Source organism: Variovorax ureilyticus (assembly GCF_037889935.1).
GTDB lineage: Bacteria > Pseudomonadota > Gammaproteobacteria > Burkholderiales > Burkholderiaceae_C > Variovorax > Variovorax ureilyticus.
Genome location: NZ_JBBKZU010000001.1, coordinates 884657 through 903410 on the forward strand (window position 1 = coordinate 884657; position 18754 = coordinate 903410).

Here is an 18754-nt window from a genome sequence, read left to right on the forward strand (position 1 = left end):
AATGTAGCGGTCGATGTGAATGGATCGTAGCAAGTGAAGGTGTGGAAAAACGATTATCGAACTACACTGTTCGATCATCGAACGAATTGAGGGTTTGTCCCACAAACACCATGGACAGCGAGGCATCCCCCACGCCGCCCGGCCTCGACAAGCGCGACTGGATCGCCGGCCTCGAGCGCGGCGTCTCGATCATCGAGGCCTTCGACGACGCGCACCAGCGCATGACCGCCAGCGAAGCCGGCCAGCGCACCGGCATGACGCGCACCGCGGCGCGGCGCTACCTGCTCACGCTGCAGCACATGGGTTATGTGGCGAGCGACGGCAAGCTCTTCTGGCTCACGCCGCGCGTGCTGCGCCTCGGGCAGTCGTACCTGGAATCCGCGCGGCTGCCGCGGATCGTGCAGCCCTTCCTGCAGCGGGTGGCGGCCGGCACGCACGAGATCGCCTACCTGAGCGTGATGGACGGCGACGAAGTGGTCTACATCGCACGCAACGGCCCGAACCGGAGCATGAGCACCGGTTATGTGCTCGGCGCCCGGGTGCCGGCGCAGGTGACGGCATCGGGGATGCTGATGCTGGCGATGCGCACCGACGAGGAACTGGGCGCATGGCTCGCGACGCACGAACTGGCGGTGTTCACGTCGCACACGATTGCGAGCAAGGAGCGCATGAAGCTCGAACTCGCACGCATTCGGGCGCAGGGGTGGGCGCTGTCCGAGCAGCAACTGGATCTGAATTCACGCGGCATCGCGGTGCCGCTGCGGGATCGTCACGGCGAACTGGTCGGCGCCTTGAACGTGACGATGCCCATGGGCCATGAAAGCAGCGAGGACGCGGTCGCCCGCGTCCTCCCCGTACTGCGAGAAACCGCGCAGGCCATGCGGAATCTGATCTGACCCCCAGGCTCGCGCACTTCGTGTCGCTCTCCACCCCCTTCCAGGGGGCAACCCCGACGGCCCGGCAAAGCCGGTTCCGTGGGGTCACTTGACTCACCCCCAGCCTCGCCCACTTCGTGTGGCTCTGCACCCCCTTTCAGGGGGCAACCCCAACGGCCCGGCTAAGCCGGTTCCGTGGGGTTTCTGGGTTGCCTGCGGCTTAGGCGACGGCCTTGGTCAGCGAGGCTTCGGCGAGCGTCTGGGCGCGCAGGCGGTCGTATTCGTCCTTCGGGACGGGCACCGCGTTCGGCTTGCCGAGATCGTTGAGGTGGATGCGGTAGGTTTCGCGGGCACTCATCACGGCGATGGCAGCGATGGCGGTGATGCCGAGGGTCAGCGCGCCGATGATCATCGGGATGTTGGCCGCACCGGGAGGCGCAACGGCAACGAACAGGGCCGGCAGCATCGCGGTGATGGCAGTGCCGAGGTTCTGCGAGATCGCCATCGCAGAGCAGCGGGTGCGGGTCGGGAAGAGTTCGGGATAGAAGCTCGGGAAGACCGCGTTGTAGCCCTGGTACACGATGCCCCACATCAGCAGCGACATCACGATGGCGAGCGGCACGTTGTGGATGCTGATCGCATAGAGATAGCCGAACGACAGCAGACCCGCGCCGAGCGAACCGAGCACGATCGGCGGCTTGCGGCCGATCCTGTCCGACAGGTTGCCCACCATCGGGATGACGATCACCGCGAGGATGTTGCCGAGCACCGGAATCCACAGGTAGATGTCCTTCTGGAAGCCGATGCCGTAGGCCGGCTGCACCGCGTAGGCGGCGCCGAACACGGTGGCGACGACAGGGATCACGTTCATCAGCGCGGCGCAGACCACGCGCAGCATGTCCTTCCAGCTCTGCGTGAAAGCCTCGATGACCGGGGCTTTCGGCGCGGCTTCGGTGCCGACCTCTTCGGTGAACGCGGGCGTCTCGTCCACTTCACGGCGGATGATGTAGCCGGCCACGATCACCACGAAGCTCAGAATGAACGGAATGCGCCAGCCCCAGCTCAGGAAGGCGTCGTCGGGCATGTAGTGCGCGAGCGGGAGGAACACGGCGGCGGCCAGGATCTGCCCGGCCTGCACGCCCTGCAGCGTGAAGCTGGCGAAGAAGCCGCGTCGGCCGAACGGCGCGTGCTCCAGGATCATCGAACTGGCGCCCGAGATCTCACCGGCCACCGCGAAGCCCTGGATCAGTCGCAGGAGCACCAGCAGGACCGGCGCCAGCAGACCGACCTGGTCGTAGGTCGGCAGCAGGCCGACGGCGATGGTCGAGAAGCCCATGAGGAACATGCAGATCAGCAGCATGTGCTTGCGGCCCTTGGTGTCGCCCCAGTGCCCGAGCACGAAGGCGCCGATGGGCCGCGCCACGTAGCCGACGCCGTAGGTCGCCAGCGAGGCGACGATGGCGATCGTGGGGTCGCCCTTCGGGAAGAAGATCTGGGGAAAGATCAGCGACGCGGCGGTCGCGTAGATGAAGAAGTCGTAATACTCCAATGCCGAGCCGATCCAGCCGCTGGCGGCCGCCTTCTTGGATTGGTGTCGGCCTTTCGGTTCCGAGTCCTGGGGGTTGCTCATTTGTCTCTCCGGATGGTGGTCGAGGGGCGGCGGACTTGGGACGGGTCCGGCCGGTGTCGTTCGGCTATCGCGCAGTTCGCGGTGCGCAGGGTGAATGTAGAGCGCGGCCCCCGACCCGGCCCAGCAGAATCTGGCGATACGGATCAATGATCGTACTGGCGCGATCGATGATCGAACGCTCTACGGGTTTCTCCTGAATCTCGCAGTCAGCGCGTTTTTTCTTCCCGGCGGCTTCCACGGCATCCATCCGGACGCCGCGAGCGCCGGGCCGGACTGACGATCAAACCGCCTTTTCGAGCTTCTGCGCCCGCCACGCGCAGAAGCTGGCCACCACGGCCAGCGCCGTGGCCACCCCGAACATGACGACATAGCCGAAGCGCTGTGCGATCGCACCGCCGGCGAGCACGCCGAGCACACCGCCAAAGCCGTAGCCGATCACCGTGAAGAGCGCCTGCCCACGGCCGCGCAGCCGGCCCGGAAAGTGCCGCGTCACCATCGCGATGCAGGTGGTGTGGTGCGCCGCGAACGAAAGCGCATGCAGCAGTTGCGCCACCACCAGCGCCCAGATCCACTGGCCCAGCCCGGCGGTGGTGCCCATGCGCAGCACCGTCGCGACACCGCACAGCACCAGCCACCGGGGCATGGCCAAGAGCCCCAGCAGCCGGCCCTGGAGGAAGAACCAAGCGATCTCGGCCACCACCGACAGCGCCCACAGCAGCCCGATCGTTCCCTTGCCGTAGCCCAGCGAATCGAGGTACAGCGACAGGAAGCCGTAGACCGCGAAGTGCGACATCACGTGGAAGAACAGCGAGGCGAAGAACCACCGCACGGCCGGAATGCGCAGCACCGGACCGACCGGCAGTTTCTCGTGCGAATGCGCCGTGACCGGTTCGCGCACGTCGGGCAGGCGCAGCGTCGCGACCAGCACGACCGCCAGCGTGCCGGCCGCCCAGGCGGGAAAGTGCCGCATGCCGAAGCGTTCGAACCACTCGCCCGCGAAGAACACCGTGACCAGGAATCCCGCCGAGCCCCACAGCCGGATGCGCCCGTAGCGGCCCCAGTCGCCGGCCACCAGATGCGCCATCGCGGCCTCGGTGAGCGACATCATCGAGCTGGTGTGCGTGAACATCACGAGCAGCACGAGGCCCAGCCACCACGGCCCGCCGTTCCACCAGAGACCGAACGACGACACCAGCGCCACGGCCGCGCTGAAGCGCAGCAGCTTGACGCGCTCGCCCGTGTGGTCGCTCAAGGCGCCCCACGCATACGGCGCGAAGACGCGCGTCACCGACTGTACGGATGTCAGCAGGCTGATGACGAAGATCGGCAGCCCCAGATCCTTCAGCCAGAGCGGAAGGTACGGGTTGAAGAAGCCGATGTGGGCGAAGTAGCTCGCCGACAGCCCGGCAAAGGCCAGCAGATGGCCCTTGCCACCGGCCACCTGCATTACAGGAAGGACGCCTGGGGCGACGAAGGTTCGGAGGCGCTCGCCTTGTCCGCCGACGTATTCACATCACCGCACTGCGCGCGGTTGCGCAAGGCATGCTCGATGACGACCAGCGCCAGCATCGCCTCCGCGATCGGCGTCGCGCGGATGCCCACGCACGGATCGTGGCGGCCCTTGGTGACGACCTCGACTGGCTGGTTGTTCACGTCGATCGACTGGCGCGGGCTGATGATCGAGCTGGTGGGCTTGATCGCGATGCTCACGTCGAGGTCCTGCCCCGTCGTGATGCCGCCGAGCACGCCGCCGGCGTTGTTGGTCTCGAAGCCCGCGGGCGTGATCGAGTCGCCGTGCACGGTGCCGCGCTGCGCGACGCTCGCGAAGCCGGCGCCGATCTCGACGCCCTTCACTGCATTGATGCCCATCATGGCCCAGGCGATGTCGGCATCCATCTTGTCGAAGAGCGGCTCGCCGAGGCCCACGGGCACGTTCGACGCGGTCACGCGGATGCGCGCGCCGCAGGAGTCGCCGGCCTTCCGCAGCGAATCCATGTATGCCTCGAGGTGCGAGACGTCGGCAATCGGGGCGAAGAACGGGTTGTTCGGCACATGCTCCCAGCTTTCGAAGGGAATCGCGATCTCGCCGATCTGCGACATGCAGCCGCGGAACACGGTGCCGTACTTCTCGAAGAGCCACTTCTTGGCCACCGCGCCCGCCGCGACCATCGGCGCGGTGAGCCGTGCCGACGAACGCCCGCCGCCGCGCGGATCGCGGATGCCGTACTTCTTCCAATAGGTGAAGTCGGCGTGGCCGGGGCGGAACTGCTGCGCGATCTGCCCGTAGTCCTTGCTGCGCTGGTCGGTGTTCTGGATCAGGAGGGCGATCGGCGTGCCGGTGGTCTTGCCTTCGTACACGCCGCTCAGGATCTGCACCGCATCGGGCTCGTTGCGCTGGGTGACGTGGCGGCTGGTGCCGGGGCGCCGGCGATCGAGGTCTCCCTGGATGTCCGCTTCGGTGAGGGCCATGCCGGGCGGGCAGCCGTCGATCACGCATCCGATCGCGGGGCCATGGGATTCACCAAAGTTGGTGACTGCGAAAAGGGTGCCGAAGGTATTGCCGCTCATGGCGCGGATTATCCCAGCGTCGGCACCGCCGAGCCGGCGGCCCCACGGGAACGCTTTATGCATGCTGCGGCGCAGCATCCCCTCTTCAAAGGAACGCTCATGCTGGATCGGACCGACACGAAGTTCTCCCATGTCAAGCCGACGGATACCGAGTACGTCTCGGGCGGCCTGCGCGACTTCTTCCTCTACCGCGATCTCGGAATCGCCGAGGCCACCCACGGCAAGGTGATCGCGCACCTCGTCAAGGCCAACATGGCACCGGAAGCGGGCACCGGATGGCACCGCCACGAAGCGGACTTCCAGATCGTGATCATGGTGAAGGGCTGGGCCCGCTTCATGTACGAGGACAAGGAAACCCTCGTCGAGGCCGGCGACGTGGTGCACCAGCGCCCGGGCATCCGGCACTACCTCTTCGACTACTCGCCCGACATGGAGTACCTCGAGATCGTCTCGCCTGCGGACTTCAAGAGCGTGGACGTCGACCCGGTGTGCGAGGTGCCGCCGCCGACGGCCTGGTGAGTTTTCAGTATTTCCTGAACGTGCAGCATTTCGGCACGAAAATCGCCGGATGCCTGCATCCACCCTGCCGCCGCTCAGCCGCCAGTTCGTCGCCCACTTCGGAGAGATGGGAAGCAAATGGGGCATCAACCGGACGGTCGGGCAGATCTATGCGCTGATCTTCATTTCCGAACGCGCACTCAACGCGGACGAGATCGCCGAGTTGCTGGAGTTCTCGCGCTCGAACGTCAGCATGGGCCTCAAGGAGCTTCAGTCGTGGCGGCTGGTGCACCTGCGGCACCAGCCCGGCGACCGGCGCGAGTATTTCGAGGCCCCGTCCGATGTGTGGGAGATCTTCCGCGTGCTCGCCGAGGAGCGCCGCCGCCGCGAGATCGAGCCCACGCTCTCGATGTTGCGCAATGCGATGCTCGAAGAGCCCTCCTCCGACGAGGAGCGCCATGCCCAGCAGCGCATGCGCGAGATGCACGACCTGATCGACCGCCTCATGAAGTGGTTCGACGACGTGCAGCGCCTCGCGCCCGAGACCGCGATGCAGCTCATGGGCATGGGTTCGACCGTGACGAAGGTGCTCGGCCTCAAGGACCGCATCACCGGCTCGGCGCGCAAGAAGACGCCGGGCTAGCCGCCGTGCGGCGTGTCCAGCTTGTCGTGCCGGGTGGCCTCGTCATCCATCAGTTCGTACCACATCGCGTTGAGCACCGCGAACGTCGCTGCCAGCGGCAGCCCCAGGATCCAGGCGAAGTACCACATGGAATTCGTTCCTCGTTGATTCTTGGATTCGGTCAGTAGGCGTGTCCGCGCTCTTCGCGGATGGCGTCGCGATCGACCTTGCCGCGCAGCACGTGATAGATCCAGCCGGTGTAGGCCACGATGATCGGAATGAAGATCGCCGTCACCGCCAGCATGATGAACAGCGTGAGATGACTCGACGACGAGTCGAATGCGGTGAGACTCGCGCGCGGATCCGCCGATGAAGGCAGGATGAACGGGAACATCGACACGCCGACGCTCAGGATGATGCCGGCGATGCCGAGCGCGCTGGCCAGCAGGGTCATCAGTTCCGCACGCGCGCGAAAGCCGATGAACGCCAGTAGCGCACCGGCAAGCCCCAGGCCCGGAACGACGTACAGCACGGGATGGGCCGCGTAGTTGGTGAACCAGGCTCCCGCGTGGGTCTCGACCGTCTTGAGCAGCGGATTCGATGGACCGTCGGGCGGCAGTGAACTGGTCACCCGATAGCCGTCGACGAACTTCCACAGCAGGAAGCCGGCCACCGCATACAGGGCCACCGTCAGCAAGGCGGCGATGCTCCCGTAGCTGCGCGCGCGGTCCGCCACCGCACCCTCCGTCTTCAACTGCAGCCACGCGGCCCCGTGCATCGCGAGCATCGCCACCGACACCAGGCCGCACACCAGCGCGAACGGATTGAGCAGGCCGAAGAAGGTCCCGTCGTAGTAGATGTGCATGTCGGTCCCGAAGCGGAACGGCACGCCCTGGAGCACATTGCCCATCGCGACGCCGCAGATCAGCGACGGCACGAAGCCACCTATGAACAGCGCCGCATCCCAGCGTCCGCGCCACGCCGCGTCCTCGCGCTTGCTCCTGAACTTGAAGGCGACCGGCCGCAGGATCAGCGCGACGAGGATCGCGAACATCGCGACGTAGAAGCCAGAGAACGACACCGCGTACAGCTGCGGCCAGGCCGCGAAGATCGCGCCGCCGCCGAGGATCAGCCAGACCTGGTTGCCCTCCCAGACGGGTCCGACGCTGTTGATGATCACGCGTCGCTCCAGGTCGTTGCGTCCGGCGAAAGGCAGCAGCATGCCGGTGCCGAGGTCGAAGCCGTCCATCACCGCGAAGCCGACCAGCAGCACGCCGAGCAGCAGCCACCAGACGACACGCAGGAATTCGTAGGAAAGGAGTGTGTGCAGGATCATGTTCGTGCTCCGGGGGTCATTCGGCGGCCAGCGATGAACGCCGCAGTGCGGAGGCCGCTCGGGCGTCGGTTCCGGGGCGGCTGGGCGTCCCGTGCTCGATCGGCCCCTTGCGGATCGCGCCCAGCATCAGCTTCATCTCGATGATGAAAAGCACCGAGTAGATGAGCGTGAAGACCCCGATCGTCGCGAGCACCGTGGCCGCGCCGAGGTTCGAGACCGCCACCGCCGTGGGCAGCACGCCTTCGATCACCCACGGTTGGCGGCCGACCTCGGCGACGATCCAGCCCAGTTCCGCCGCGATCCACGGCAACGGAATCGCGAACACCGCCACCTTGAGCAGCCACGGATGCGCATCGAGCCTGCGTCTCGCGGAGAGCACGAAGAAGGTCGCTGTCAGCACGATGAAGAACATGCCGAGGCCGACCATGAGCCGGAAGGACCAGTAGAGCTGCCAGACCGGTGGGATGGTGTCGAGCGCAGCCTGCGCGACCTGCTCCGGCGTTGCCTTGCGCGGATCGTCGACGTAGCGCTTGAGCAGGAGCGCATAGCCGAGCGCAGGCCCGTTCTCCTCGAAGATGGTCTTGGCCGATTCGGGCACCGCGCCGCTGCTGCCCGCCTCGCGGATCTTCTGCAGCGCGTCGTAGGCCGAGATGCCGACGCGGATGTTGAGCTCCGCACGGTGAACGAGATCGTCGATGCCGGGGATCTCGGTGGTCAGCGAGCGCGTGCCGATCAGTCCCAGCAGCCAGGGGATATGCACCGCGAAGTGCGTCTCGCGGGTGCGCTGGTCGGGGAAGCCGAAGGCGGTGAACGCGGCCGGCGCGGGCTCGGTCTTCCACATCGCTTCGAGCGCGGCGACCTTCATCTTCTGGTGTTCGGTGGAGAGATAGCCCGATTCGTCGCCGAGCAGCACCACTGACAGCGAGGCCGCGAGACCGAACGAGGCGGCGACGGTCATCGAGCGCTTGGCCAACTGCAGGTGCCGGCCCTTGAGCACGTACCACGCCGACACGCCGAGCACGAAGATCGAGGCCACCACGTAGCCCGCCGACACCGTGTGCACGAACTTGGCCTGCGCGACCGGGTTGGTCAGCACCGCGAAGAAGTCGGTCACCTCCATGCGCATCGTCTGCGGATTGAACGAAGCGCCGACCGGGTTCTGCATCCAGCCGTTCGCGATCAGGATCCACAGCGCCGAGAAGTTCGAGCCGATCGCGACCAGCCACGCGACGATCAGGTGCGCCACCTTGGACAGGCGCTCCCAGCCGAAGAAGAACAGGCCGACGAAGCTCGCTTCGAGGAAGAAGGCCATCAGCCCTTCGATGGCGAGCGGCGCGCCGAACACGTCGCCGACATAGTGGCTGTAGTAGCTCCAGTTCATGCCGAACTGGAACTCCATGACGATGCCCGTCGCCACGCCCATCGCGAAGTTGATGCCGAAGAGCAGGCCCCAGAACTTCGTCATGTCGCGCCAGATCGTGCGGCCGGTCATCACATACACCGTCTCCATGATCGCGACGAGGATGGACAGTCCGAGCGTCAAGGGAACGAAGAGAAAGTGATACAGCGCCGTCAAGGCGAACTGCAATCGCGAGAGAGCGACGATGTCGAGGTCCATGGGGTTCCTTTCGTGTTCTTGCGAAGCCTTGAACTCAGTCGGGCCGCAGCGCGCGCAGCGCCGCGTCGAATGCCGGCGTGCCGCGCGCGAGGTCGGCCACGACGCGGCCTTGCTGCATGCAGATCAATCGATCCGCGAGCGCTGCCTCGCGGCGCAGGTGGGTCGCGATCAGGAGAACGCGGCCCTTGGCCTGGGCTTCGAGGCGCTGCAATACGTCGTGCGCGGTCGCGGTGTCCAATGCTTCCGTCGGTTCGTCGAGCAGCCAGATGGGCACGTTGCGCAGCAAAAGCCGGGCCAGCGCGAGGCGGCGCGACTGGCCGCCGGAAAGTCCGAGTCCGCCTTCGCCGAGCCGCGTGTCGAGGCCGCCCTTCATCGCGCGCACGTCCTGCGCAAGGCCGGCTGCCCATAAGGCAGCAAGAAGGCGCGCGTCGTTCGCGGCAGGATCGGCGAGGCGCAGGTTGTCCCGCAGGCTGTCCTGGAAGAGTTCTGTGCGCTGGGTCAGGAGGCAGTGAGCCTGCGCATGCACCTCCCCCGTCTCGGGCGCGAGGTCGCCTGCGATGACGGACAGCAGCGTCGACTTGCCGGCGCCGGATGCGCCGACCAGCGCGATGCGCTCGCCAGGTGCGACGCTCAGCGAGACGCCATCGAGCGCGGGCACGCGGCTGCCGGCATGGGTTGCATGCACGTCCTGCAGCCGGAGCGCCGCTTCGTCGTCGCGGGCGTGAACCGGCGTGTCCGTATCGGGCATCGCCATGCGAGGCGCGAGACGGCGCCCGGCCAGCCATGCGCGCCCGGCATCGAGCGCACCGCGGCGCAATGCGGCAAAAGGCTCCATCGCGGTGAGCGCGACCAGCAGCGCCAGCGCCGCACCGGGCGCACCGATGACGCCCTCACCCGCCAGCCAACCCACAGCGAGCAACACCATGACAAGCGTCAGCGTGCCCGCAATGCCGTAGGCCGCACCGGCGCCGGCTTCGAGCCGGTTGAGCCGCATGTCGGCCTGTGCGAGATGGCGATCGGCAGCGGCCAGCGACTCGCGCTGCGCATCGATCCGGCCAGCCATGACCAGTTCGGTCTGGCCCGCCACCAGGTCCACCGTACGGGCGCGCAAGGCCTCCATCGCCTGCGCCCGGCGGACCGCGGCGGGACGTGCGCGCGCGGCGGTCACGGCAGCGATTCCCCAGCCCGCGGCGACCAGCCACAGTGCCAGCACGATGCCCATCCACGCGCGCGTCGCGCCGAGCACCACGCCTGCGAGCATCGCGGCCGCGAGCGCCGCACCCGCGGGCACCAGCATGCGCAGGTAGAACGCTTCCAGCGCATCGATGTCCGCCGTCAGGCGAAACAGCAGGCGCGACGGCCGCGCGAGCAGTTGCCTCGCAGCGCCCGGCTGCGCCCAGCCGCGGAACAGTCGCTCGCGCAACGTCGCCAGCACACCGAAGGTCGCATCGTGGGTCACCAGCCGTTCGCCGTAGCGCGAAGCGGTCCGCCCCAGCGCCAGAAGGCGGATGCCGGCCGAAGGCATGAACACATCGAAGCGGATCGCGGTCGCCGCATTCAGCCCTGCCAGCGCGGTGGCGGTGATGAACCAGCCCGAGAGGCCGAGCAGCGCCATGCCCATCAGCACGGTGAGCGCGGCGAGAGCGGCCCCCAGTGCAAGCCGCTTCGGCTGCGCCGTGAGGAACGGCACCAGGGCCGGGCGAAGGTCGCGCCAGAGCTTCATGCGGCCTCCTGGCGGGGCGCGGCGTCCAGCCGGATCGTGCGATGCATGCGCGCCGCCAGGATGGGATCGTGCGTGGCGGCGATGAGCGTCTTGCCGCGCGCAAGTTCGATGAGCGCATCGGCGACGCGCTCGGCGGTCCGGGTATCGAGGTGCGCGGTCGGCTCGTCCACCAGCAGCAGATCGGCCCGCGCATGCACGGCGACGCGCGCGAGCGCCAGTCGCACCGCCTCGCCCCCGGAGAGTCCGCTGCCGCCTTCGCCGAGCGACATGCCCGGATGGGCCTGCGCCACATCCTGCAGAACGGCGAACTGCATCGCGGCATCGACATCCCTTGCATCCACGCCGGCACGTCCCAGGGCGACGTTGGCATGCACCGAGCCGGCGAATACATGCGGCTTCTGGCCCATCCAGGCGATGCGGGTGCGCAATGCCGCCGCGGTGCGGTCGGTCAGCGGCGTGCCGCCGATCGCGATCTCTCCGTTCTGCGGCTGCACCAGCCCGGCGATGAGGCTCAGCAGCGCTGTCTTGCCGGAACCGCTCGGGCCCATCAATGCGACGTGCTCGCCTGCGGCCACGCGCAGGTCGTAGCTTTCAAAGAGGACATCGCCGCCCGGTTGCGCGTAGTGCAGATCGCGGATGCGCAGCGACGGGGCAGCATCGACGGCCCTCGGCTGCGATGGCGCAGACGCTGTCGCTCCGGGCAAGGGCACGCCTTCCGCCGAAAGCTCATCGAGCGAACGCAGGGCCGCCTCGCCCGCCGCCCGGTCGTGCCATACGGCGGAGAGTTCGCGCAAAGGCTCGAAGAACGCCGGCGCGAGCAGCAGAACGAACATCCCTTCGCCGAGGGTCAGGCGCCGGCCCCAGATGCCGAATTCGAAGATGCCGAGCAGATGGAACCCCACGTAGGCGGCCACCATCGCGACGCCCAGCGCCGAGAACAGTTCGAGCACGGCCGACGAAAGGAAGGCGATGCGCAAGACCGCCATCGTGCGCACGCGCAGACTCTCCGCGGCTTCGCCAATGCGCTTGCCCGTGGCGTCGACCGCATCGAGAGCGCGCAGGGTCGCGAGCCCGCGAAGCCTGTCGAGCAGGAAGGCGTTCATGCCGCCCACCTCCACCATCTGCGCTTCGCTTGCCGCCTGCGCACGCCAGCCGACGATCGCCATGAAGACAGGGATCAGCGGGGCCGCGATCAGCAGGATCAGCGCGGCGATCCACGACTGGCTCGCCACCGCGATGACGATCACGACGGGCACCACCATGGCGCGCCACCGGGCGGGCCCGTACCGCACGAGATAAGGCACCATCGCCTCGGCCTGCTCGGCGATCACGCTGGCGGCCAGGCCCGAGGCCGGGCGCGCGCGGTCGATCGGCGAGCGTGCGGCAAGCGCGGCCGCCACGTCCGTGCGCACTGCGGACAGCCCGCGACGCGCCGCCGCGTACACCCGCCGCGCCCCCCAGGCCTCGCATGCGGCACGCAACAGGCCCAGCAGCAGGATGCCCGCGGCCGGCACCACGACCGCCGGGAATCCTTCTCCATCACCCAGGCGCTGCACCGCCCATGCCAGCAACGCCGCCTGCGGCAGCCAGAACAGCGCGGCGACGCCTTGAACCAGATTCCCGACCCCATCGGTGTCGATCGAACGCAAGCCGGTGGTTGGCGGAACAGGTGATTTCACGATTATTTTGCAATTTCAGTAATTACTGAAAACTCGGCAATCATAAGAGAAGTCGCTCTGCAGCGCAGATCTTGAAGCCAAAGTCGGCCTGCAGGATGACAAATCCCCATGACGCAACGGCTAAGCTAGCGTGTTCACCCCAGGCGCTATCGACGGAGAAAACGCAATGAAGGTCCTTTCCATCACGCCCACGTACTTCCCTGAAGTGGGCGGGATCGAGTCCGTGGTCCGAGAGCTGGCCACCCGCATTTCCGCCCATGGCATGCAGGTGGACGTGGCCTACGTGTCGCCGAAGCACGCGGCCTTCTCCGTGAACCGCATCGACGGCATCGACGTCTATTGCATCCCTGTGTCAGGCAACCGGCTCGTCGGCTACGCACGCGGTTTCGGCGAACTCGCGTCGGGCTACGACCTGCTGCATGTGCACGACCCGCAGCTCATGATGCTCACCGGCAACGTACTGCTGCAGTGCCGGCGCATTCCCGCGATCCTCAGCACCAACGGCGGATTCCGGCATACGCGCAGGCACAGCGGCTTCAAGTGGATGCACGAGCATTTGCTGATGCGGCCGCTGCTCAGGCACTACCGGCGCGTGCTCGCGATCAGCGAATCGGATGCGACCTACTTCGGACACTATTCGAAGCGGGTCCACAAGGCCGAGCTCGGCATCGCCTACTCGAAGTTCGTGCCCGGCCGCACCGTTGGCACGCCGGACCCGACGCGATGGATCTACTGGGGCCGGTGGTCACGCAACAAGCGCATCGACGCGGTGATCGACACCGTCGCGCTCGCCCGGGACAACGGCATCGCCATCGACCTGCTCATCGCGGGCCCGGATTTCGACCAGCTCGGCGACGGCTTCAAGGCCAAGATCGAGGCGCTGGGGCTGGGCGATTCGGTGCGGCTGCATCCGTATATCGAAGACGACCGCCTGATGGCCGAACTGCAGCAGCGCACCGTCTTCATCACCGGCACCGAGTACGAGGGCTTCGGGGTCGGCATCCTCGAAGCGATGGCCGCCGGCAAGATCGTGGTCTGCCGCGACATGGCCCCGATCAACGGCTTCGCGAAGCCGGGGGTCAGCGGCTTCTACCTGAACTTCGACGGGGGCGCCAAGGATCTCGACACGGTGCGCGAGATCGCCGCCCTCGACGAGGCGCAATGCCGCGCGATGGCAGAGGCGTCGCAGTCCGGCGCCAAGCGCTATGACTGGGACTCGGTCGCCCGGCGCTTCACCGAACACTACGCGAGCGCCCTCGGCCGCGCCTAGGCAGAGATCAGCGAAACCACCGCGCCGCAGACCAGCAGGCCGGCGAACAGGCCAAGGACCCCGCGCCAGGTCGCCGGCCGCGATTCGACGAAGCGATACAGCAGGATCGCGGCACCGATCGACAGCGCCACGGTCGCCAGCAGACCGCTCAATCCGATCCACGGCGTGACGCGCATGAAGTGACTCACCACCGCGCTCACCAGCAGCAGCACCGGAAAGTGGATGAGGAACAGCGAATACGAGATGCGCCCCAGCCGCACCAGCGGCTCGCCCATCGCCGGCCAGGCCGAGGGCTTGAGGCCGTCGAGGTGCTGGATGACCGCCACCGCCAGCGCGGTGATCCATGCCGTCGCGATCCGGCTGCGCCAGTCGAGCGCCAGCGCCGCGGCCCCGAGCAGCGCGAGCAGGAGCACCCCGAAACCCCAGGTGCTTTGCCGCGTCGCACGGCCGATCCAGAAGACGAACATGCCCAGCCCATACGAGCCGAAGAAATAGAGCGCGGTCACATCGAGCTCCGCGTGCCGGTTGAACACGGCGAGCGACGACACCACAAGCAGGAACACGAAGCCGGCCATCAGCCAGCGAGACGTCTCGGCCCGCATGGCCCAGCGCCGCTGGAGCATCTCCGACACGCCGATGGCGGCCAGCGCCAGCACGAAGAGCTGGAAGTCGATCGCCACGTACCAGACGCCGGTGGACAGCGCCTCGAAGCCCAGCAGGTCCTGGAGCAGCAGCCCGTGGGCGATCAGTTGCGCCATCACGGGCGGACCCGGCACCGCCTCGTCGTCAAGCCAGGGTCGCACGAGCGCGGCCACGATCACGCTGAAGGTCAGTGCGGCCAGGTACGGCATCACGAGCCGGCCATAGCGCTGGAAGACCCGCACGAGCGGCCGGTCGATGCGAAGGGTGCCGTCGGGCGCGAGGCTCCCAGCGGCCAGAAAACCCGCCAGCACCAGGAACACCTGCACCGCCAGCCGCCCGTACTGCGACAGCCAGTCGAAGACGTCGGGCGCCAGCGATGCCGCGCCTTCAGGCAGCGGCCCGTAGCGGGAGAGGTGGTGGCCGACGATCAGCAGGCACGCGAGTCCCTTCACCGCATCCAGAAGCGGCATGCGACTCGCGGCGGGCTTCGCCGCTGGCGCGGCGCGATCCATGGCCGGGGATTCAGAGTGCAAGACGGCGACGCGCGTCCATGTATTCGCGCTTGAGCTTCTCGACGAAGCTCGCGGCAGTGCCCACTTCCGTCACCGCGCCGATGCCCTGCCCCGAGCCCCAGATGTCCTTCCAGGCCTTCTTGGCGCTTTCGCCGCCGCCGAAGTTCATGGTCTTGAGGTCGCCCTGCGGCAGGTTCGCCGGGTCCATGCCCGCGGCCACGATGCTCGGCGCCAGGTAGTTGCCGTGCACGCCGGTGAAGAGGTTCGAGTAGACGATGTCGTCCGACGTGCCGGCGACGATGGCCTGCTTGTATTCGGCGCTCGCGCGCGCTTCCTCGGTCGCGATGAACGCGGTGCCGATGTAGGCGAAGTCCGCCCCCATGGCCTGCGCCGCGAGCACGGCCGCGCCGTTGGCGATGGAGCCCGACAGCGCGAGCGGCCCGTCGAACCACTGGCGGATTTCCTGCACCAGCGCGAACGGGCTCTTGACGCCCGCATGGCCACCAGCGCCGGCCGCCACCGCGATCAGGCCGTCGGCGCCCTTCTCGATCGCCTTCTGCGCGAAGCTGTTGTTGATCACGTCGTGCATCGTCACGCCGCCGTAGCTGTGCACGGCATCGTTGACGTCGGTGCGCGCGCCGAGCGAAGTGATGACGATCGGCACCTTGTACTTCACGACCATCTCCATGTCGTGCGCGAGCCGGTCATTGCTCTTGTGCACGATCTGGTTGATGGCGAAAGGCGCAGCCGGCTTGTCCGGATTGGCCTTGTTGTACGCCGCGAGTTCCTCGGTGATCTCGGCGAGCCAGTCCTCGAGCTGCGACGCGGGCCGCGCGTTGAGCGCGGGCATCGACCCCACCACGCCGGCCTTGCACTGGGCAATCACGAGCTTGGGGTTGCTGATGATGAACAACGGCGAACCGATGATCGGCAATGGCAGGTTGGCGAGCACGGGCGGCAGCTTGGACATGGTGTCTCCGAAGAAGGAATGAAACGGCAGAGTTCGATTTATAGAAGGAGGCGCGTGCCGCAACGGTCCGTTGCGCGACACGCGCCGGTCAGTGCGTCAGAACGCCTCGAGCGCCAGCGCGGTCACGCTGTCCGCGCCATCGACGATGCTGTCGCGCAGGCCAGGGGCCTTGTTCAGGATGTGCTCGGCGTAGAAGCGCGCCGTGGCGATCTTGGCCTTCATGAAGGGCACGTCGGTGCCCGCCTTGGCAAGGTCTTCGGCCACCAGCAGCGAGCGTGCGAGCTGCCAGCCCGCCACCAGATTGCCCCCGAGCATCAGGTAAGGCACGCTGCCCGCGAATACCGCGTTGGGCGATGCCTTGGTCTGTCCGGCCACGAAGCCGACCACGTCGATGAAGGCCTGGCGCGCGGCCGTCAGGCGCTTCGCCACGGCCTTCGCGTCGGCGCTGTCGCGCTTGGCGAGTTCGGCCTCGGTCTTCTCGATCTGCGCGGCGATCGCCTTGCCGACCTGTCCACCGTCGCGCGCGGTCTTGCGGCCCACCAGGTCGTTCGCCTGGATCGCCGTCGTGCCTTCGTAGATCGTCAGGATCTTGGCATCGCGCAGGTATTGCGCCGCACCGGTTTCCTCGATGAAACCCATGCCGCCATGCACCTGCACGCCGAGCGACGCCACTTCGAGGCTCATCTCGGTGCTGTAGCCCTTGACCAGCGGCACCAGGAATTCATAGAAGGCCTCGTTCTGCTTGCGCGTGTCGGCATCGGGATGATGGTGCGCCGCATCGTAAGCAGCAGCCGCCGTCATCGCCATGGCGCGGCAGCCCTCGGTGTAGGCGCGCATCGTCATCAGCATGCGCTTCACGTCCGGGTGATGAATGATCGGCGCGCTCGCCTTGACCGAGCCGTCGACCGGGCGGCTCTGCACCCGCTCCTTTGCGTACGCCACTGCGTGCTGGTAGGCGCGCTCGGCGATCGCGATCCCCTGCATGCCCACGGCGTAGCGGGCGGAGTTCATCATGATGAACATGTACTCGAGGCCGCGGTTTTCCTCGCCGACCAGATAGCCGATCGCGCCGCCGTGGTCGCCGTACTGCAGCACGGCCGTCGGCGACGCCTTGATGCCCAGCTTGTGCTCGATGCTCACGCAGTGCACGTCGTTGCGCGCACCGAGCGAGCCGTCCTTGTTCACGAGGAACTTCGGCACCACGAACAGGCTGATCCCCTTCACGCCCTCGGGCGCGCCGCTCACGCGGGCCAGCACGAGATGCACGATGTTCTCCGCCATGTCGTGCTCGCCGTAGGTGATGAAGATCTTCGTGCCGAAGACCTTGTAGGTGCCGTCGGGCTGCGGCTCGGCGCGGCTGCGCACCAGTGCGAGGTCGCTGCCGGCCTGCGGCTCGGTGAGGTTCATCGTGCCCGTCCACTGGCCGCTCACCAGCTTTTCGAGATAGACCGCCTTGAGCTCGTCCGAGCCCGCTGTCAGCAGCGCCTCGGTGGCGCCGTCAGTCAAGAGCGGGCACAGCGCGAAGCTCATGTTGGCCGAGTTCAGCATCTCGACGCAGGCCGCGCCGATCGTCTTGGGCAGGCCCTGGCCGGCGAAGTCCGTGGGATGCTGCAGGCCCTGCCAGCCGCCGGCCACGTACTGCGCGAAGGCTTCCTTGAAGCCGGGCGTGGTCGTGACCTGGCCGTCCTTGAACGACGAGGGATTGCGATCGCCTTCCACATTCAGCGGCGCGATCACGTCCTGGTTGAAGCGCGCGCACTCTTCGAGCACGGCCTGCGCGGTCTCGAGACCGGCTTCCTCGAGGCCCGGCATCTGCGCAACCTTCGCGATGTCGGCGAGGTGCTCGATGTCGAACAGCATGTCCTTGATGGGAGCGGTGTAGCTCATGGTTACCTCCTGCGGCCCTCGGGCCTGATGCGAACCGACGTGAAAAAGGGCATCGAAAACGATGCCCCTTTTGAGTTCAAACAGCTATCTGAAGTGGCTCAGAGCGCCTTGACGAGTTCCGGCACGGCCGTGAAGAGATCGGCCACGAGGCCGTAGTCGGCCACCGAGAAGATCGGGGCTTCCTCGTCCTTGTTGATCGCGACGATGACCTTGGAGTCCTTCATGCCTGCCAGGTGCTGAATCGCGCCGGAGATGCCGCAGGCGATGTACAGCTGCGGGGCGACGATCTTGCCCGTCTGGCCGACCTGCCAGTCGTTCGGGGCGTAGCCGGCGTCGACGGCGGCGCGGCTGGCACCGAGGCCTGCACCGAGCTTGTCCGCCAGCGGCGTCATGACTTCGTTGAACTTCTCGGCGCTGCCGAGGGCTCGGCCACCCGAGACGATGATCTTGGCGGCCGTCAGTTCGGGACGGTCGCTCTTGGTGACTTCGCGGCCGACGAAGGCGCTCTTGCCGCTGTCGGCCACGCCTTCGGCGCTTTCCACTGCGGCGCTGCCGCCGGTGGCTGCAGCAGCATCGAAGCCGGTCGTACGCACGGTGATCACCTTGATCGCATCGCTGCTCTGCACGGTGGCAATGGCGTTGCCCGCATAGATCGGCCGCTCGAAGGTGTCGGCGCTGTCCACCTTGGTGATGTCGCTGATCTGCGCGACATCGAGCTTGGCGGCCACGCGCGGCGCCACGTTCTTGCCGTTGGCCGTGGCCGGGAACAGGATGTGGCTGTAGTTCTTGGCAATCGCGAGGACTTGGGCGGCCACGTTCTCGGCGAGGTTTTCCGCCAGGCTCGGGCTGTCGGCCACGATCACCTTGGCAACGCCTGCGACTTGCGCTGCAGCCTTGCCGGCCTCGGCGGCATTGGCACCGGCC

At 67.1% G+C, this 18754-nt stretch carries 16 protein-coding genes; 4 read left to right on the forward strand and 12 right to left on the reverse strand.

Annotated elements, in window-relative coordinates; translation table 11 throughout:
- The first annotated feature begins 110 nt into the window (after positions 1–110).
- Positions 111–896 (forward strand): IclR family transcriptional regulator domain-containing protein, encoded by a 786-nt coding sequence (locus WKW77_RS04245; protein ID WP_340355556.1) that lies wholly within the window; start codon positions 111–113, stop codon positions 894–896.
- A 199-nt stretch (positions 897–1095) separates the two neighbouring features.
- Here WKW77_RS04245 and WKW77_RS04250 read toward each other — a convergent pair whose 3' ends face one another.
- The 3 genes from WKW77_RS04250 to aroC form a co-directional block, all read right to left on the reverse strand.
- Positions 1096–2505 carry an MFS transporter gene (locus tag WKW77_RS04250; RefSeq protein ID WP_340355557.1) on the reverse strand — a complete coding sequence of 470 codons (1410 nt, stop codon included), beginning with the start codon at positions 2503–2505 and terminating at the stop codon, positions 1096–1098.
- A 280-nt stretch (positions 2506–2785) separates the two neighbouring features.
- Positions 2786–3952, reverse strand: a complete 1167-nt coding sequence (locus WKW77_RS04255; protein WP_340355558.1) for an MFS transporter — start codon at positions 3950–3952, stop codon at positions 2786–2788.
- Entirely contained in the window at positions 3952–5073 is a 1122-nt protein-coding gene (gene aroC, locus WKW77_RS04260; protein ID WP_340355559.1) for a chorismate synthase, read from the reverse strand. Before aroC ends, WKW77_RS04255 begins: the two co-directional genes overlap by 1 nt.
- A 99-nt stretch (positions 5074–5172) precedes the next feature.
- Here aroC and WKW77_RS04265 point away from each other — a divergent pair, with 99 nt between their 5' ends.
- Positions 5173–5592, forward strand: a complete 420-nt coding sequence (locus WKW77_RS04265) for a cupin domain-containing protein (protein ID WP_340355560.1) — start codon at positions 5173–5175, stop codon at positions 5590–5592.
- A 49-nt stretch (positions 5593–5641) separates the two neighbouring features.
- Positions 5642–6214: a GbsR/MarR family transcriptional regulator gene (locus WKW77_RS04270; RefSeq protein ID WP_340355561.1), complete on the forward strand. Its 573-nt coding sequence runs from the start codon at positions 5642–5644 to the stop codon at positions 6212–6214.
- Here the strand turns inward: WKW77_RS04270 and cydX are convergent.
- The 5 genes from cydX to cydD are packed head-to-tail and all read right to left on the reverse strand — an operon-like array spanning position 6211 to position 12552.
- The gene (cydX, locus tag WKW77_RS04275) at positions 6211–6342 is read right to left on the reverse strand and encodes a cytochrome bd-I oxidase subunit CydX (RefSeq protein ID WP_340355562.1); all 132 of its coding nucleotides are present in this window, start codon (positions 6340–6342) and stop codon (positions 6211–6213) included. The genes WKW77_RS04270 and cydX overlap by 4 nt on opposite strands.
- Positions 6343–6374: 32 nt before the next feature.
- Entirely contained in the window at positions 6375–7529 is a 1155-nt protein-coding gene (cydB, locus tag WKW77_RS04280; protein WP_340355563.1) for a cytochrome d ubiquinol oxidase subunit II, read from the reverse strand.
- 16 nt (positions 7530–7545) lie between these two features.
- The gene (locus tag WKW77_RS04285; protein WP_340355564.1) at positions 7546–9147 is read right to left on the reverse strand and encodes a cytochrome ubiquinol oxidase subunit I; all 1602 of its coding nucleotides are present in this window, start codon (positions 9145–9147) and stop codon (positions 7546–7548) included.
- A 34-nt stretch (positions 9148–9181) separates the two neighbouring features.
- Entirely contained in the window at positions 9182–10870 is a 1689-nt protein-coding gene (cydC, locus tag WKW77_RS04290; RefSeq protein WP_340355565.1) for a thiol reductant ABC exporter subunit CydC, read from the reverse strand.
- Positions 10867–12552: a thiol reductant ABC exporter subunit CydD gene (cydD, locus tag WKW77_RS04295; protein WP_422823123.1), complete on the reverse strand. Its 1686-nt coding sequence runs from the start codon at positions 12550–12552 to the stop codon at positions 10867–10869. Before cydD ends, cydC begins: the two co-directional genes overlap by 4 nt.
- Before the next feature lie 163 nt (positions 12553–12715).
- Between cydD and WKW77_RS04300 the strand changes: the two genes are divergently transcribed.
- Positions 12716–13819, forward strand: coding sequence for a glycosyltransferase family 4 protein (locus tag WKW77_RS04300; protein WP_340355567.1), 1104 nt, complete (start codon positions 12716–12718; stop codon positions 13817–13819).
- Here the strand turns inward: WKW77_RS04300 and WKW77_RS04305 are convergent.
- The 4 genes from WKW77_RS04305 to WKW77_RS04320 all read right to left on the reverse strand — a co-directional run.
- Positions 13816–14973, reverse strand: a complete 1158-nt coding sequence (locus WKW77_RS04305) for an acyltransferase family protein (RefSeq protein WP_340355568.1) — start codon at positions 14971–14973, stop codon at positions 13816–13818. The genes WKW77_RS04300 and WKW77_RS04305 overlap by 4 nt on opposite strands.
- 10 nt (positions 14974–14983) lie before the next feature.
- Complete coding sequence (locus tag WKW77_RS04310; protein WP_340355569.1) at positions 14984–15943, reverse strand: NAD(P)H-dependent flavin oxidoreductase; 960 nt, start codon at positions 15941–15943, stop codon at positions 14984–14986.
- A gap of 96 nt (positions 15944–16039) precedes the next feature.
- A complete protein-coding gene (locus WKW77_RS04315; RefSeq protein ID WP_340355570.1) occupies positions 16040–17830 on the reverse strand; it encodes an acyl-CoA dehydrogenase in 1791 nt (596 codons plus the stop codon).
- 98 nt (positions 17831–17928) lie between these two features.
- Positions 17929–18754, reverse strand: an 826-nt coding sequence (locus WKW77_RS04320; RefSeq protein ID WP_340355571.1) for an electron transfer flavoprotein subunit alpha/FixB family protein, incomplete at its 5' end; no start/stop codon positions are given.